At 38.1% G+C, this 16,051-nt stretch carries 12 protein-coding genes; 8 read left to right on the forward strand and 4 right to left on the reverse strand.

Annotated elements, in window-relative coordinates; genetic code table 11:
- Positions 1–92: 92 nt before the first annotated feature.
- Positions 93–1,226, forward strand: coding sequence for a DNA-processing protein DprA (dprA, locus tag CKV78_RS08335; RefSeq protein ID WP_005763830.1), 1,134 nt, complete (start codon positions 93–95; stop codon positions 1,224–1,226).
- A 42-nt stretch (positions 1,227–1,268) separates the two neighbouring features.
- Here dprA and malQ read toward each other — a convergent pair whose 3' ends face one another.
- Together malQ and malP are read right to left on the reverse strand one after the other, a co-directional pair.
- Positions 1,269–3,353, reverse strand: coding sequence for a 4-alpha-glucanotransferase (gene malQ / locus CKV78_RS08340; RefSeq protein ID WP_005763831.1), 2,085 nt, complete (start codon positions 3,351–3,353; stop codon positions 1,269–1,271).
- A gap of 100 nt (positions 3,354–3,453) precedes the next feature.
- On the reverse strand, positions 3,454–5,844 hold the full coding sequence (gene malP, locus CKV78_RS08345) for a maltodextrin phosphorylase (protein ID WP_005763832.1): 2,391 nt from the start codon (positions 5,842–5,844) through the stop codon (positions 3,454–3,456).
- 219 nt (positions 5,845–6,063) lie between these two features.
- On the opposite strand from malP, the gene CKV78_RS08350 reads away from it, so the two are divergent.
- Positions 6,064–6,666 carry a hypothetical protein gene (locus CKV78_RS08350; RefSeq protein WP_126373990.1) on the forward strand — a complete coding sequence of 201 codons (603 nt, stop codon included), beginning with the start codon at positions 6,064–6,066 and terminating at the stop codon, positions 6,664–6,666.
- 59 nt (positions 6,667–6,725) lie between these two features.
- On the opposite strand, the gene CKV78_RS08355 is transcribed toward CKV78_RS08350, so the two are convergent.
- Entirely contained in the window at positions 6,726–8,666 is a 1,941-nt protein-coding gene (locus tag CKV78_RS08355; RefSeq protein WP_005763834.1) for an ABC transporter ATP-binding protein, read from the reverse strand.
- 72 nt (positions 8,667–8,738) lie between these two features.
- Between CKV78_RS08355 and CKV78_RS08360 the strand changes: the two genes are divergently transcribed.
- Positions 8,739–9,356: a MarC family protein gene (locus CKV78_RS08360; RefSeq protein WP_005763835.1), complete on the forward strand. Its 618-nt coding sequence runs from the start codon at positions 8,739–8,741 to the stop codon at positions 9,354–9,356.
- Positions 9,357–9,436: 80 nt separating this feature from the next.
- On the opposite strand, the gene asnA is transcribed toward CKV78_RS08360, so the two are convergent.
- The gene (gene asnA, locus CKV78_RS08365; protein ID WP_005763836.1) at positions 9,437–10,429 is read right to left on the reverse strand and encodes an aspartate--ammonia ligase; all 993 of its coding nucleotides are present in this window, start codon (positions 10,427–10,429) and stop codon (positions 9,437–9,439) included.
- A gap of 161 nt (positions 10,430–10,590) precedes the next feature.
- Here asnA and asnC point away from each other — a divergent pair, with 161 nt between their 5' ends.
- The 5 genes from asnC (at position 10,591) to CKV78_RS08390 (ending at position 16,031) form a co-directional block, all read left to right on the forward strand.
- A complete protein-coding gene (gene asnC, locus CKV78_RS08370; protein WP_005763837.1) occupies positions 10,591–11,043 on the forward strand; it encodes a transcriptional regulator AsnC in 453 nt (150 codons plus the stop codon).
- 25 nt (positions 11,044–11,068) lie between these two features.
- Positions 11,069–11,827: a uridine phosphorylase gene (udp, locus tag CKV78_RS08375; RefSeq protein WP_005763838.1), complete on the forward strand. Its 759-nt coding sequence runs from the start codon at positions 11,069–11,071 to the stop codon at positions 11,825–11,827.
- Between the two features lie 214 nt (positions 11,828–12,041).
- Complete coding sequence (rimO, locus tag CKV78_RS08380) at positions 12,042–13,376, forward strand: 30S ribosomal protein S12 methylthiotransferase RimO (protein ID WP_005763839.1); 1,335 nt, start codon at positions 12,042–12,044, stop codon at positions 13,374–13,376.
- 13 nt (positions 13,377–13,389) lie between these two features.
- Positions 13,390–15,501, forward strand: a complete 2,112-nt coding sequence (locus tag CKV78_RS08385; protein ID WP_167373137.1) for a UDP-glucose:protein N-beta-glucosyltransferase — start codon at positions 13,390–13,392, stop codon at positions 15,499–15,501.
- A gap of 53 nt (positions 15,502–15,554) precedes the next feature.
- Complete coding sequence (locus CKV78_RS08390; protein WP_005763841.1) at positions 15,555–16,031, forward strand: low molecular weight protein-tyrosine-phosphatase; 477 nt, start codon at positions 15,555–15,557, stop codon at positions 16,029–16,031.
- The last annotated feature ends 20 nt before the right edge of the window (positions 16,032–16,051 follow it).

Consider the following 16,051-nt stretch of genomic DNA (forward strand, 5'->3'; position numbering starts at 1 on the left):
CTGGTTCACAAAACACAGCACGCAGAATCTCAATAAAATTTACCGCACTTTATACTATATCCTCACTTTATCCCTAACCAAAGGACTGTATTTTGAGAAAAAGTGCGTTAAACAAACCAATTAGCCTGCTCTTACGCCTACAGCAAATTCCACGTTTAGGCCCAACTCGAATTCACCAACTCCTTACCCATACTTCTTTTAGTGATCTCGCTGATTACGATAGTGATGCTTTTCGTCATATGGGTTGGACAAAACAACAAATTGAACGATGGTTTAATCCGGAAATAAAATTTATCGAACCTGCATTTATTTGGGCAGAGAAAGAAGGAAACCACCTCATTCACTATTTTGATCATCGCTATCCTCCTTTGTTAAAACAAACTGAAGGCGCACCATTAATTTTGTTTGCAAAAGGCAATGTGGCAGCATTATCAGTACAACAAATTGCGATTGTAGGAAGCCGCCATTGTTCAAGTTACGGTGAATACTGGGCAAAATACTTTGCCACTGAATTTGCATTAGCGGACATTGTAGTGACCAGCGGTTTAGCGTTGGGTATCGATGGATTTTGTCATCAAGCGGTGGTAGATGCGAAAGGCAAAACAGTAGCAGTACTAGGCAGTGGCTTAGAGCGAATTTACCCGAAAAAGCATCAATACCTCGCACAACAAATTATTGAACAGCAAGGTGTGTTGGTATCAGAGTTTTTCCCGCATCAACCACCAACCGCAGAGAATTTTCCTCGCCGAAATCGGATTATTAGCGGGTTGTCTTTAGGTACACTTGTCATTGAGGCATCAGAACGTAGCGGCTCGCTGATTACTGCACGTTATGCTTTGGAACAAAACCGTGATGTATTTGCCTTACCGGGTAATATTCAAAGTGAATTCAGTCACGGTTGCCATAAATTAATCAAGCAAGGAGCTATGCTAGTGGAAAATGTGCAAGATGTACTTGAAAACATTTCACCGCATATTTTTGATTATGTGAAACGTCCTTACGATATTTTTACACGTTCAACGCCAGAACCTACAGTAAAAACGTTACCTCCGTTAGTACAACCAGAATACCCTGATTTATTTGCAAAAATCGGCTATACACCAGTGAGTTTGGATGATTTATCAGAAAAGTTAAAATTATCGGTAGATACTTTGCTTGTGCAATTGTTGGCGTTAGAGTTACAAGATTTAATTGTGGCAGAAAATGGATTATATAAACGTAGATAAAATGGTGGGAAAACCCACCACTTTAGATTAGACATCCTTGCCTTAATTTTTACGGTTATCCTTAATCGTATTCAGTAATTGCTGGATATCCCTATCAGCAAAAACATCCGTTATATTCGCAGTTAAGCGACGACGCCAGTTTGCATATTGCATACTCGTACCAGGGATATTGACAGGCTCCGTCATATCAAGCCAGTCTTCTGGTTGTAGACCAAATAAACCACTACTTACATTCGATACATAAGTTTGTAATTGGTGGTTAAATTTCTTACTAACTTGAGATGTTAGGGTTTCATCCACCCCTTCTTCCACTTTGATTTGATTTTCCTGTAAACGAGCAAGAATTTTTCGTTTTGCTTCAACACGATCACGTTGCAGAATCGCCAGAATATTTGGATTTGGATACACACCGTAACGTTGCCCTAACTCAAAGTCATAACCACGCCAATAACCGTTAATAGTAGGTAAATCATGCGTACTTAAAGTAGTCATTGCTTGGTATGGATAATCATCCATTGCTCGGCTCTTACCTTCTTTATCAAATTCAAAATAGAAAATTTTATAAGAAAGAATACCAGCATTTTTTAGCTTGCTAACGATTTGTTTTGGTACAGTACCGAGATCTTCACCAATAATTAAACATTGATGACGTTGGCTTTCTAATGCCAAAATTGCAATCAAATCATCTACTGGATAACGGACATAAGCACCATTGGCAGCACTATCACCTTTTGGAATCCACCATAAACGTAACAATGACATAATGTGATCGATACGCAATGAACCGCAATGACGCATATTTGAGCGTACAAGTTCAATAAACGGGCGGTAGGCTTGTTGTTGCAAAATGTGTGGATTCATTGGGGTTAAGCCCCAATTTTGGCCTTGCGGACCTAGCACATCTGGTGGTGCGCCAACAGAGGCATTGAGACAATAAAGAGTCTTATCTGCCCAAGTTTCTGAACCACTGCCAGTCACGCCTACGGCTAAATCACGGTACATTCCCACCGTCATATTCTGCGCTTTACACAATTCATCACATTCTGCCAGTTGCTCATCGGCGATGAATTGTAGCCATGCATAAAAACGAATAGTTTCTTGGTTAGCTTGTTTAAATTGCTGCACCGTATCAGAATAGTAGCTTTGATACTCTTTTGCCCAGAAATCCCAACCCCATTGTTCACTAAATGTCGCCATTAAATGTGCGTGTAATGCATCGAATGTCGCTTGAACTTCTAAACTTTCGCCACCTTGTTTTAAAAAATCAGTAAAAGCTTGTTGACGAAGTGCGGTAGTTTTTTGTTGAAAATAATCAAATGCAAAACGTAGCCCTTTTAGTTTTAATGGGATCACTTCATCATAATTTACCCAATTTTCTGACCGCACTTTTGCAAGAGTTGCTTGTGTGTCAGCATTGTTAAACCACGCTTGAGCTTCTGCATTTTGTTGGAATTCTGGCACTTGGTTAATATCAATATACGCTACATTTAACCATTTACGTGAAGACGGGCTATACGGGCTTGCTGAACCTGGATTCGCTGGAAATAAAGCGTGAATCGGGTTCAAACCAATGAAATCTGCTTGGTAAGGCACCAGATTTTGAATAAATTGTTTTAAATCACCGAAATCGCCAATCCCCCAGTTATTCTCTGAACGTAAAGTATAAAGCTGTAAGAAAGTTCCCCACAGTTTTTTGCCTTCTTTGAGTGCAGTTGGTTGATAACAACGTGTTGGCGCAACAATCACACTACATTCAGCTTGTTTCCCGCTATAGTTTAAAACCAATTGGTGATAACCTAATGGCAAATCCTGTGGAAGCTGAATGACATTATTTTTGACTTTCCCTGTCAATACAACATTATTTTCTAATGTTAGTGTCCATTTACCTTGAAGCCGATGTGCTTTATCAGCTAAATTAAGTCGAATAAAGTGCGGTTGATTTTCAATAAGAATTTGAACTGGTGACAAAGGGAAAGAAGGCACTGAAATATGTCCTTCAAAAGTTTTAAAAATCGCTTTTTTGATGGCAAGTGGTGCATATTTTTTCAAACTACGTTCATCAAAAAAGTACGGCATAATGCCCGCTTTATTAAAGAGTTTTTCTTGGTTTTTATTGTTATTTTTCATAATCTAACCTTATTTTATTCGCTAGGCAAAATCCTTATCTGCCCTAATATCGATTAATGAAAAGTGAATTTAAGGGCAACTAACGCTGCCCTAATATCGATTATTTTAACCAAATACGGCGCTGATAATCTTGGATTGAACGGTCTGAACTAAACATAGCTAAACGAGCGGTATTTAAGATCGCACTGCGTAACCAAGTATCTTGACTTAAATAAGCCTCACCCACTTTTTGTTGCGTATTGAAATAGCTTTCAAAGTCCGCAAACACTAAGAATGGATCGCGTTCTAACAAGCTCTCAAGCATTAAATCAAAAGCGTGTTTATCACCATTTGATGCTTTACCGCTTGCTAAGAAATCAATTGCCCCTTTAAGCACTTTGTTATTTTTGTAATAAGTTTTCGGGTTGTAGCCTTTCGCTAATAGCTCACGCACGCTTTCAACAGTATGACCGAAAATAAACACGTTTTCTTCGCCTACCATTTCAGCAATTTCTACGTTCGCACCGTCCAATGTACCTAAAGTCAACGCACCGTTTAAGGCAAGCTTCATATTACCTGTACCTGACGCTTCTTTACCCGCCATTGAGATTTGCTCTGACACATCTGCTGCAGGAATAATTTTTTCTGCTAAGCTGACTCGATAATCCGGTAAGAAAGCTACTTGTAATTTGTCTTTCATTGCTTTGTCATTGTTGATGATGTCAGCCACATTGTTAATTGCGTGGATAATATTTTTCGCTAAGTAGTAGCCCGGAGCAGCTTTACCTGAGAACACAAACACACGCGGCGTGAATGCCATATTTGGATTCGCTTTCAATTGCTGATATGTCGCCACAATATTCAACAAGTTTAAGTGTTGGCGTTTGTATTCATGGAAGCGTTTGATTTGAATATCAAAAATCGCATCAGTGTTTACCGTTAAGCCAATAGAACGTTGGATTTCATCGGCAAGCACTTGTTTATTATGTTGTTTAATACGGAAATATTCCTGACGGAAGCTTGCATCGTCCACATAATTTTCGACTTGTTTTAAGAGATTCAAATCTTTCGTCCAATCGCCTTGTACACTGTCATCTAATAATCTTGCAAGTTGTGGGTTTGCTTGGCGAATCCAACGACGAGGCGTAATTCCATTCGTTACATTGCAGAATTTTGTTGGGAATAATTTGTGATACTCAGGGAATAAATCCGATACCACTAAATCTGAGTGAATTTGTGCTACACCATTAACAGCAAAACAAGTGATTACACAAAGGTTTGCCATACGCACACGATAGTCAAATAAAATCGCCAGTTTTTCCCACACTTTTGGATCATCACCAAATTCTGACCGCACTTTTGCATGGAATAGGCTATTAATTTTATCCACAATCGCAAAGTGGCGTGGTAATAAAGTTTTAAATAAACGTTGATCCCATTGTTCTAATGCTTCTGGTAACAATGTGTGGTTGGTGTAAGCAAATGTTTTGGTACAAATTGCCCATGCGTCGTCCCAACTTAAATCGTATTCGTCTAATAACACACGCATTAACTCTGGGATCGCTAACGTTGGGTGCGTGTCGTTTAATTGGATCACTTGGTATTTGGCAAAATCACTTAAACTATGACCTTGGGCAAAATGGCGAGCTAAAATATCTGCCACTGAACAAGCCACGTGGAAATATTGCTGCATTAAACGTAATTTTTGACCGGCTTTGTGGTTGTCGTTTGGATAAAGCACCTGAGTCAGCGCTGCTGCATTTACAATTTGTTTATCAGCAGTTAAGAATTTACCGTCGTTAAACGCATTTAAATCAAACGACTGGTCGTTGTCTGCTTGCCATAAACGTAACGGTTGGATCACATTATTTTTATAACCCACGATTGGCAAATCAAAGGCTTTACCTTGAATAGTCAACGACGGTGTCCATTCATATTTATCGTCTTGAATACGTTTAATACGACCACCAAATCGAATCTGTTGAGTTTTATTTGGGTTAAATGACTGCCAAGGATATTGATCACGATTCCAAAAATCGCCCGTTTCTTGCTGTTTACCTTGCTCAAAAGATTGTTTAAATAAACCATATTGGTAATGCAAACCATATCCTGTCGCATTTTGGCCTAAACTTGCCATTGAATCTAAGAAACAAGCAGCTAAACGACCTAATCCACCATTACCTAATGCGGGGTCGCGTTCTTGCTCTAAAACATCGACCATTTCCACATTATATTTTGCAAGATATTGTTTGATCGTCTCATAATAGCCTAAGTTCATTAGGTTATTACCAGTTAAGCGGCCAATTAAAAATTCCATAGATAAATAGTTAACGTGGCGTGCATCATTTTTTGGCGCAGCTGGTGTGCCATAAACATAATTTAATGAACCTTCTGCAACCACTTGGTACCATTGGTTGAGAGAAAAATCTGCGGGGCTTGCTACATCAAAATAACGGCAATATTTTTGTACGATTGCCTCGAATGCAGGTAACTGAAAATCCTGTTGCTGCATAAATTCTCCTAAGGTATAAAATCGGTTAATCACATAATTCGCATTGTCATTATGTGGGATGAAAAAGAAAGTAAATCATCCTTTGTTTAATCTTGGGAGTATGATGGAGAGGAAGGAAAAGAAGGGATAGCAAGGAGCATGCTCAATCCATTGAATTTCTGTCTATTTTTGTTTAGTATTTCTGCTAAAAAATACACAATTCTAAAAAAGACTATACTTATGCCTGACAAATATTTTTTATTTGCTCATCATTTTATGCAGTTAGCGTATTTCCACCGCAAGAAATTTTATATTTTTTGGTCGATAGGTTTTATAACAATCGTCTTAATAAATTTATTATTCTTATTTCTCACCACCCCATTTACTTTTTCTGGCGATTTTAATATCAAATATTCGTCTTATCATAATATTGAGGTAGAAATTAAGCAGCATCGTGTTTATGGCAAACTTAATAAATATATAACGGTAGCACAACGTAATAATCAATGTTATCGAGAGCACTGCGGTTTTCCTTCAGAAGGAAATTATATGCTCGATGAACTGCAATTTATCACTCTCAGTGGTGATGACTATATCAAAAAAATGTGTGTACGAAATTCTCTTTGTTACCATAACCTCTATGAAGATCAGCTAGAAAGTTATTTAATAAAAATATACAAAGAGCAAATAGATCAAACAATATATATGCTATGGGTATTTATTTGCATCAATATTCTTTTCTATCCGGCAATATTATACGCTATCGAACATCAACGAAAAAAAGAAGAAATCGCAACAATTCTCGACCTACAAACAGAACATCAATCTGAAATGACGTTTTAACAACAAAAGCCCAAATAAACGATAACGTATCTGGGCGTTGTTTTTTAGGGTAAAAATATTTATCCCTCTTGAGAAATAGTTTGAGTGACCTTCTCTAATTCTTCTTGTAAGTTTAACCACGCCATTTCAACCTCTTCAAGCTGTCTCTTTACACTTACTTGCTCACTTAAAAGTGCGGTCATTTTGTCTTTATTTTCAGAAAGATATAGATCACTGTCACCTAGCTGAACTTCAATATCAGCCAGTTTACTGGACAGCTTATCTATTTGCGTTTCAAATTGTTGCAATTTTTTACGTAGTGGTGCAGTTTGTTGGCGTAACTCTGCTTCACGACGCTTTTGCTCTTTGCGGATTGCACTGCTGTTGCTATTTTCTTGTATTGTTTGCGTTTCAACTTTTGCCTCTGGCGTACGATTTAAGTCGTTCAGCCATCTTTGATAGTCTTCTAAATCACCCGAAAATTGCTCCACTTTTTTATCGTGTACTAAATAAAATTCTTCCACTGTATTACGCAATAAATGACGGTCGTGCGAGACCACTACCAACGAGCCTTGATAATCCACCAGCGCCTCAGTTAAGGCTTGGCGCATATCTAAATCCAAATGGTTAGTTGGCTCATCAAGTAATAATAAATTCGGACGTTGCCACACAATTAACGCCAAAACCAAACGAGCTTTTTCGCCACCCGAAAAAGATTTCACTGAATCATTAACTTTTTCGCCTTTGAATGCAAATCCACCGAGGTAATCGCGCAGTTGTTGCTCAGTATGTTGTGGGGCTAATTTTTGCAAATGCCACAGAGGGCTTTCATCCGCGCGCAATGTATCTAATTGGTGCTGAGCAAAATAACCGAGCTGTACGCCTTTAGCTAACTGCACTGTACCTGATAATGCAGGCAATTCTCCAGCTAATAATTTAATCAAGGTAGATTTACCTGCACCATTTTTACCCAGCAAACCAATGCGTGAGCCGGGTACTAAATTCAATTTAATTTTTTCTAGAATTTCGACCGCACTTTGTCCATCTGCGCTTAGATAACCCGCACTGACATGCTCCATAGAAAGCAATGGATTGGGCAAGGCAAGCGGTTCACGAAACTCAAAATGGAACGGATTATCCACATAAGCAGGTGCAATTAGCTCCATACGTTCAAGTGCTTTCACACGGCTTTGTGCTTGTTTCGCTTTACTTGCTTTTGCTTTAAAACGATCGATATATTTTTGTAAATGTACCACTTTTTGTTGCTGTTGGCGATAAAGTGCGCTTTGTTGCGCTAATTTTGTCGCACGTTGCACCTCAAACGAAGAATAACTGCCCGTATACTCATTCAATTTTTGATTTTCGATATGCAAAATTTTATTCACAATTGGATCAAGAAAGTCTCTGTCGTGAGAAATGAGCACCAATGTCCCTTTATATTGTACTAACCAACGCTCAAGCCACATTACGGTATCTAAATCCAAGTGGTTTGTCGGTTCGTCCAATAACAATAAATCAGACGGACAAAGTAAAGCTTGCGCTAAGTTCAAACGCATACGCCAACCACCCGAGAAGGATTTCACTGACTGTTGTAATTCTGTTTGGCTAAACCCTAAACCGTGCAACAATGCAGATGCTCGTGCTTGAATCGTCCACGCATCGATCGCATCTAACTGAGCGTGAATATGGGCAATTTTATGCCCATCCTCTTGCTCATTAGCAGCAGCTAATGCTTGTTGGAGGCGACAATATTCACGATCACCTTCAATCACATAGTCTAAAGCTGGAATATCCAATGCTGGCGTTTCTTGATTCACCCAAGAAATCGCCCAGTTCGACGGAAACGTTGTCTCGCCAGCCTCAGCGGAAACTTCTTTTTTGAGTAGTGCAAGTAAGGACGATTTTCCGCAACCATTCTTGCCCACCAAGCCCACTTTTTGACCTGGATTGATACTCGCATTCGCATTTTCGAGCAATACAGATTGCCCACGTTTTAAAGTTAAATTTGTGAAAAAAAGCATTGTTTATCAGTATTTCTCTTGTTGTTTTTATTATAGAATGAGCTATTCTCTACTTTTTTATCGGAGTTGCCAATGTTTGATTCACTCATCGTGCAGTTTGTAGTGTTATGGGCTGTCATCGATCCGATTGGTTCGGTCCCTGTGTACCTGACTAAAACCGTAGGTCTGTCTGTTGAGGACAGACGTAAAATCGCCTTAAAAGCAGTAATTATTGCGACAGGGATTTTAATGTTCTTCCTTATCTTAGGTCAGGGTCTGTTGGAAGCGATGCAGATTCCGTTAACCGCATTCCAAATTGCGGGAGGCTTAGTGTTGTTATTATTCGCATTGACAATGATTTTTGGTGAAGGGAAACCTGAAAATGAAATGAGGATGTCTTCAAGTTTAAGTGAACTTGCGGTTTATCCTCTCGCGGTTCCTTCAATTGCTTCACCTGGTGCAATGATGGCAATTGTGCTATTAACAGATAACCACCGTTTTAGCTTTTTTGATCAAGTAATCACAACGGTGATTATGCTTTCAATTCTTTTTATTACTTATTTATTATTTTTAATGGCAAACCGTATCCAACGCTTAATTGGTAATACGGGGGCTGCAGTGATTAGCCGTGTGATGGGTCTAATTCTTGCCGCAGTGGCAATTAACAATATGCTTGTTGGGATTCGTGATTTCTTCACACAAGTTACATAAAAATATACTGGATATCTTTAGTAATTTCCCAAAAAATAGGATGCAATATGCATCCTATTTTTTCATCTATTAATCAGTAATTAAAGAATGTTATCAAACTCTTCCATTACCCATTTTGGCCATACGCTTGATTGCACTTCACCAATATGTTTTTTCTGTAATAGCAACATAACTAAACGTGATTGACCAATACCACCACCAATTGAAAGAGGTAAACGACCATTGATTAAATCTTGGTGCCAGTCAAATTTCAAACGTTCTTCATCATCAGTTAATGCTAGTTGCGTGCGTAATGCTGTTTCATCAACACGGATACCCATAGAAGATAATTCGAATGCACGTTCTAAAATTGGGTTCCAAACTAAAATATCACCATTTAAACCTTTGTATTCACCTTCTGATGGGGTTGTCCAATCATCATAGTCTGGTGCACGCATATCATGTGGTTTACCGTCAGATAATTCACCACCGATACCAATGAGGAATACTGCACCATATTCTTTACAAATTGCATTTTCACGCTCTTTATCATTCATTCCAGGGTAACGTTGCACTAATTCTTCACTATGTAAGAATGTAATTTGTGAAGGTAGAAAACGCTCTAAACCAAACTTTTTACTTACTGCCTCCTCAGTCTCAAGAATTGCTTGATAAATTGAGTTTACGGTTTCTTTCAAATAAGCAAGATTACGGCGACCTTTTGGGATCACTTTTTCCCAGTCCCATTGATCCACATAAACTGAATGCGTTTGATCAAGTGAATCTTCATCTGGACGTAAAGCTTTCATATGTACAAATAAACCTTCATTTTCTGCAAAACCAAAGCGTGCAAGAGTGTGGCGTTTCCATTTGGCTAAAGAGTGTACGACCTCAAATGTTGCATCTGTGATCTGCTTCACATTTACTTGAACTGCTTTTTCTGCACCTGAAAGATTATCTTGAATACCATTGCCCACTTGGCTTAGGATAGGTCCTTGAACCTCAACAATACCCAAATGATCAGCTAACTTATCAGTGAACGTGTTCTTTGCGAAACTAATTTCTTGTTGTTGTAAAATGAATGATTTTTGCATTTTTAATACCTTATATAAAACGAATACATCTAAAAAGATTTTGGATATTATTTAATATAACACCCTATAAATTCAATAGCTTTTTTAAGAAAAAGGATGTAACATAGATTTTATCTAAAAAAACACAACTTATTTTAAAAAAAATCAAAAAAAGGTCATTTATGCACACAATAGACAACTTAGATCAACAAATTTTACGCGTATTAACCAAAGATGCACGAACACCCTATGCTGAAATGGCAAAATCTTTTGGCGTTAGCCCTGGCACAATTCACGTTCGTGTCGAAAAAATGCGCCAATCTGGTATTATTGAAGGGACAAAAGTCCGTATTAATGAACGTAAATTAGGCTATGATGTTTGTTGCTTTATTGGCATTATTTTAAAAAGCGCAAAAGATTACGAGAAAGTTATAAAAAAATTAGAGGCTTTTGACGAAGTCGTTGAAGCCTATTATACAACAGGCAACTACTCTATTTTTATCAAAGTAATGACGCATACTATTGCAGAGCTTCATTCTGTACTGGCAACCAAAATTCAATTGATTGATGAAATTCAATCTACTGAAACCTTAATATCAATGCAAAATCCTATCCTGCGCGATATTAAACCTTAAGCAATTAAAATAGTGAGGAGAGAATATGTCAGAAGTATTCCATCTTGGTTTAACCAAGGCAATGTTAGAAGGCGCAACCTTAGCTATCACTCCGGGTGCACCTGAACGTGTAGAAAGAATTGCAAAATTATTAGAACGCCCTAAATTTTTAGCATCAACTCGAGAGTTCACCTCTTGGTTAGGCTATATTAATGATAAAGCAGTGGTTGTCTGCTCAACGGGTATTGGTGGTCCATCTGTATCTATCGCAGTGGAAGAATTAGCACAATTAGGTGTGCGTACATTCTTGCGTATCGGTACAACTGGTGCAATCCAGCCACATATTAATGTAGGTGATATTTTAGTAACAACAGGGGCTGTACGCTTAGACGGTGCAAGTTTACATTTTGCACCGATGGAATACCCTGCGGTAGCAAACTTTGAATGTACTAACGCACTTTACAAAGCAGCAATTGAAAATGCTAACCAAAAAGTATATGTGGGTATTACTGCAGCATCAGACACATTCTACCCAGGTCAAGAACGCTATGACACTTATAGTGGCAAAGTTTATCGTCATTTCCAAGGCTCATTAAAACAATGGCAAGACCTCAATGTAATGAACTTTGAAATGGAGTCTGCAACCTTATTTACAATGTGTTCCGCATTAGGATTACGCGCAGGTATGATTGCAGGTGCTATCGTGAATCGTACGCAACAAGAAATTCCAAACGAAGAATCTGCAAGAAACATCGAGAAAAATGCAGTAGAAATTGTAGTAAAAGCTGCAGCACTTCTTGTTTAATACTTATCTTTCAAACGCTTGGTTTTCGCCAAGCGTTTTTTCTATGCAAAAAGTCTGAAAAATTCGACCGCACTTTATTCATTATTTTAAACACACTGCACTAACTTGCGCAAAAATCCCCCTGCTTTTACCCGCCTTTATCGCATTTTATAGTCAAATTCGGTAGAATAGTTCGTTTTATTGAGTGATTAACTATTTATTTTTGAGATATTGTATGACATCTTCAGCTCCCAATATTGGCTTCATTAGTTTAGGTTGTCCAAAAAACCTTGTTGATTCTGAACGTATTTTGACCGAATTACGCTCGGATGGTTATAACATTATTCCCAGTTACGAAAATGCAGATCTTGTGATCGTAAATACCTGCGGTTTCATTGATAGCGCAGTGCAAGAATCTTTAGAAGCCATTGGCGAGGCATTGGAAGAAAATGGCAAAGTGATTGTAACTGGTTGCTTAGGTGCAAAAGAAGACCGTATTCGTGAAGTGCACCCGAAAGTACTTGAGGTAACAGGTCCACATAGTTACGAAGCGGTAATGACACAAGTACATAAATATGTGCCAAAACCAGAATATAATCCTTATACTGCACTTGTACCAAAACAGGGTGTGAAATTAACGCCAAAACATTACGCTTATTTAAAGATTTCAGAGGGTTGCGATCATCGTTGCACATTCTGTATCATTCCATCAATGCGCGGAGATTTAGATAGCCGTTCAATTACCCAAGTATTAGACGAGGCAAAACGTCTTGTTGATGCCGGCGTGAAAGAACTGTTGATTGTGTCACAAGACACTTCTGCTTATGCGTTAGACCAAAGCAAAGAAGTACAAAACAAAACTGTGTTTTGGAATGGAATGCCAATTAAAAATAACTTAATGAGTTTATGTGAGCAATTAGGAAAATTAGGTGTATGGGTGCGTTTACATTATGTATATCCGTATCCACACGTAGATGATTTAATTCCATTAATGGCTGAAGGTAAATTATTACCTTATCTTGATATTCCTCTACAACACGCAAGCCCAAAAGTATTAAAAGCAATGAAAAGACCGGGTTCAATCGACCGCACTTTAGAGCGTATTAAAAAGTGGCGTGAGATTTGCCCAGAATTGACATTACGTTCAACCTTCATTGTGGGTTTCCCTGGCGAAACAGAAGAAGATTTCCAATTATTATTAGATTTCCTCAAAGAAGCACAACTTGATCGAGTTGGCTGCTTCAAATTTAGTCCTGTCGAAGGCGCTGTGGCAACGGATATGCCAGATCAAGTGCCTGAAGACGTAAAAGAAGAGCGCTTCCACCGCTTTATGCAATTACAGCAAGAAATTTCAGCTCAGCGTTTACAACAAAAAGTTGGAAAAATCCTGTCTGTGATTATTGATGAGATTGACGAAGAAGGTATTATCGGCCGTTCTATGGCTGATGCACCTGAAATTGATGGTGTGGTTTATATTGATAATGTAAGCCAAATCGACGTCAAGGTGGGGCAAATTATCCAAGTCGAAATTACCCAAGCAGATGAATATGATCTGTGGGGTACTTGTTAACAAAGGAGTTGTAATGACTGATAAAAAACCAAATCCAAGTGTGAATCGTTTTGAACATGCAGTGGCAAATAAAGAGTATGAGCTAGCCTGTAATGAATTGAGAGCGATTTTAAATAAACTCGATACCAATTTCGGTGCATTAACTGATATTGAATTTGATATTCCTCAACAAATCCAAGACAGTGAATACGATACAACTGTTCATTTTTGTACAAGAATGGCTGTTGGGATCACAACATTGTTCCAAGATCCTAAATTGGATATTTCACACAAAGGTTTCTTATCGCTTATAACCTTACAACGTTGGATGCATTTGATTTTCGCAAGTTCGCCTTTTATCAATGCAGACCACATACTACAAACTTATAATACAAAAGCAGATCGCGAGAGCAATCTTGATATTCATATTGAATCAAGTCTTTCTGCATTGTTTAAATTCTGTTTATTATATTTTCCTGAATCCAATGTGAACTTAAGTTTAGATACGCTATGGAAAGTCCAACCTGAAGTCTGCGCTTCACTGATGTTTGCATTGCAGTCACCTCGCTTCTTAGGTACTAGCACAGCATTCAACAAACGTGCTGCGATTTTACAATGGTTCCCTGAAAAATTAGCACAACTTAATGGCTTTAACGGCTTACCAAGTGGCATTTCACACGATGTGTATATGCATTGCAGCTACGATATTGCAGAAAACAAACATTTAGTGAAAAAATCACTGAATCAAATTATCCGTAAACACTTATTACAAGTGGGTTGGCAAGATCGCGATGTGAACCAAATCAAGATTGATAAAAAACCAGTAATGGTTGTATTGTTAGAACATTTCCACGCGGCACATTCAATTTATCGTACTCATTCCACCTCAATGATTGCCGCACGTGAACATTTCCACTTAATTGGATTAGGTGGTGAAAGTGTTGATGAAGCGGGTAGAAATGTTTTTGATGAATTTCATCTTATCACTGGCAATACTATATTCGATAAATTACTTTTCGTGAAACAAATCTGTGAAGAAAACAATGCTGCAATTGTGTATATGCCAAGCATTGGAATGGATCTCATCACAATCTTTGCTAGTAACTGCCGTTTAGCGCCAATCCAAGCCATTGCCTTAGGCCACCCTGCAACAACACACTCTGAATTTATTGAATATGTGGTTGTGGAAGATGATTATGTGGGCTCTGAAGATTGTTTTAGTGAAACAATACTTCGCTTACCCAAAGATGCATTGCCTTATGTACCATCATCTGCGGCACCAACTAGCGTAGAATATTCTTTAAGAGAAAACCCAGAAACCGTAAATATCGGGATTGCTGCGACCACAATGAAGTTAAACCCATACTTTTTAAATGCACTAAAAACCATTGCAGAGCAAGCCAATGTCAAAGTACATTTTTATTTCACACTTGGTCAATCTCTTGGGGTAACACACCCTTATATTGAACGTTTTATCAAAAGTTATTTGGGTGATACCGCTACTGTTTATCCACAATTACCATATCACGACTACCTCAATGTCTTGTATAACTGCGATATGATGCTAAACCCATTCCCGTTTGGTAATACAAACGGTATTATTGATATGGCGACATTAGGTTTAGTGGGTATTTGTAAAACAGGTGATGAAGTGCATGAACATATTGATGAAGGGTTATTTAAACGCTTAGGTTTACCAGACTGGTTAATTGCAGACAGTGCTGATGAATATGTGGCACAAGCTATTCGTCTGGCTGAAAATCACCAAGAACGTATTGAATTACGTCGCCATATTATTGAGAAAAACGGCTTGCAAACACTATTTACTGGTGACCCAAGCCCGTTAGGTAATATCTTGCTTGAAAAACTTAATCAATGGCTCGCAGAACAAGGGCAAACAGCTATCGTAACTCCAGCTAAAAAAACGAAAAAAGCAACAACTAAATCTGCCACAACGAAAACTACAAAAACACGTAAAAAAGCAGAAGAAACAAAGAAAGCTGACGTAAAGAAAACGGATAGTAAAAAAGCCGAGAAAGCAACTGAAGCAAAAAACAAAGTAAAAAAGTCCACAGTGAAAAAAGTAAATACTGGACAAAGTACGGTTAAAGAAACACGTAAAAGTGTGAAATCTACATCCGTATAATTTGATATATCCCCATTAAATTTGGGGATATTTTTTTACAAAAAGGAAATAAAATGAAAAAAGAGATAAACATTCTTTTCGTCTGCCTAGGCAATATTTGTCGCTCTCCAATGGCAGAATTTCTCATGCGTGAGAAAATCAATCAAGCTGGTTTAACTGATAAAATCAAAACCAGCAGTGCAGGCACATCGGGCTGGCATGATGGCGAAGATATGCATTGTGGGACAGCAGATATGTTAGACCAACATAAGATCAACAGCTCAGGCTTCCGTAGCAAAAAAGTGCGGTCAAAAGATTGGGAATTTTATGATTATCTCATTGCAATGGACGATCAAAACTTACAAGATTTGGAAGAGATGTTTGGTCGTCACCCTGAAAAATTATTTAAAATCACCACACTTTGCCCTGATATGGAGTATGACCATATTCCAGATCCTTGGTACACAAAAGATTTTAATCAAACCTACCAATTATTAGATCGTTGCTGCGATGTGTTATTGAATAAAATTAAACAAGACTTTTCTCTTTAGATTTGTGATCTACGACACAG

It is taken from the genome of Pasteurella dagmatis (assembly GCF_900186835.1).
GTDB classification, from domain to species: Bacteria; Pseudomonadota; Gammaproteobacteria; order Enterobacterales; family Pasteurellaceae; genus Pasteurella; species Pasteurella dagmatis.

What these genes read in the sequence shown, in the direction of transcription:
- malQ (WP_005763831.1), bottom strand. Translation starts at nt 3,353, where the DNA reads ATGAAAAATAACAATAAAAACCAAGAAAAACTCTTTAATAAAGCGGGC.
- rimO (WP_005763839.1), top strand. Translation starts at nt 12,042, where the DNA reads ATGACATCTTCAGCTCCCAATATTGGCTTCATTAGTTTAGGTTGTCCA.
- udp (WP_005763838.1), top strand. Translation starts at nt 11,069, where the DNA reads ATGTCAGAAGTATTCCATCTTGGTTTAACCAAGGCAATGTTAGAAGGC.
- CKV78_RS08385 (WP_167373137.1), top strand. Translation starts at nt 13,390, where the DNA reads ATGACTGATAAAAAACCAAATCCAAGTGTGAATCGTTTTGAACATGCA.
- CKV78_RS08390 (WP_005763841.1), top strand. Translation starts at nt 15,555, where the DNA reads ATGAAAAAAGAGATAAACATTCTTTTCGTCTGCCTAGGCAATATTTGT.
- CKV78_RS08360 (WP_005763835.1), top strand. Translation starts at nt 8,739, where the DNA reads ATGTTTGATTCACTCATCGTGCAGTTTGTAGTGTTATGGGCTGTCATC.
- asnA (WP_005763836.1), bottom strand. Translation starts at nt 10,429, where the DNA reads ATGCAAAAATCATTCATTTTACAACAACAAGAAATTAGTTTCGCAAAG.
- CKV78_RS08355 (WP_005763834.1), bottom strand. Translation starts at nt 8,666, where the DNA reads ATGCTTTTTTTCACAAATTTAACTTTAAAACGTGGGCAATCTGTATTG.
- CKV78_RS08350 (WP_126373990.1), top strand. Translation starts at nt 6,064, where the DNA reads ATGCCTGACAAATATTTTTTATTTGCTCATCATTTTATGCAGTTAGCG.
- asnC (WP_005763837.1), top strand. Translation starts at nt 10,591, where the DNA reads ATGCACACAATAGACAACTTAGATCAACAAATTTTACGCGTATTAACC.
- malP (WP_005763832.1), bottom strand. Translation starts at nt 5,844, where the DNA reads ATGCAGCAACAGGATTTTCAGTTACCTGCATTCGAGGCAATCGTACAA.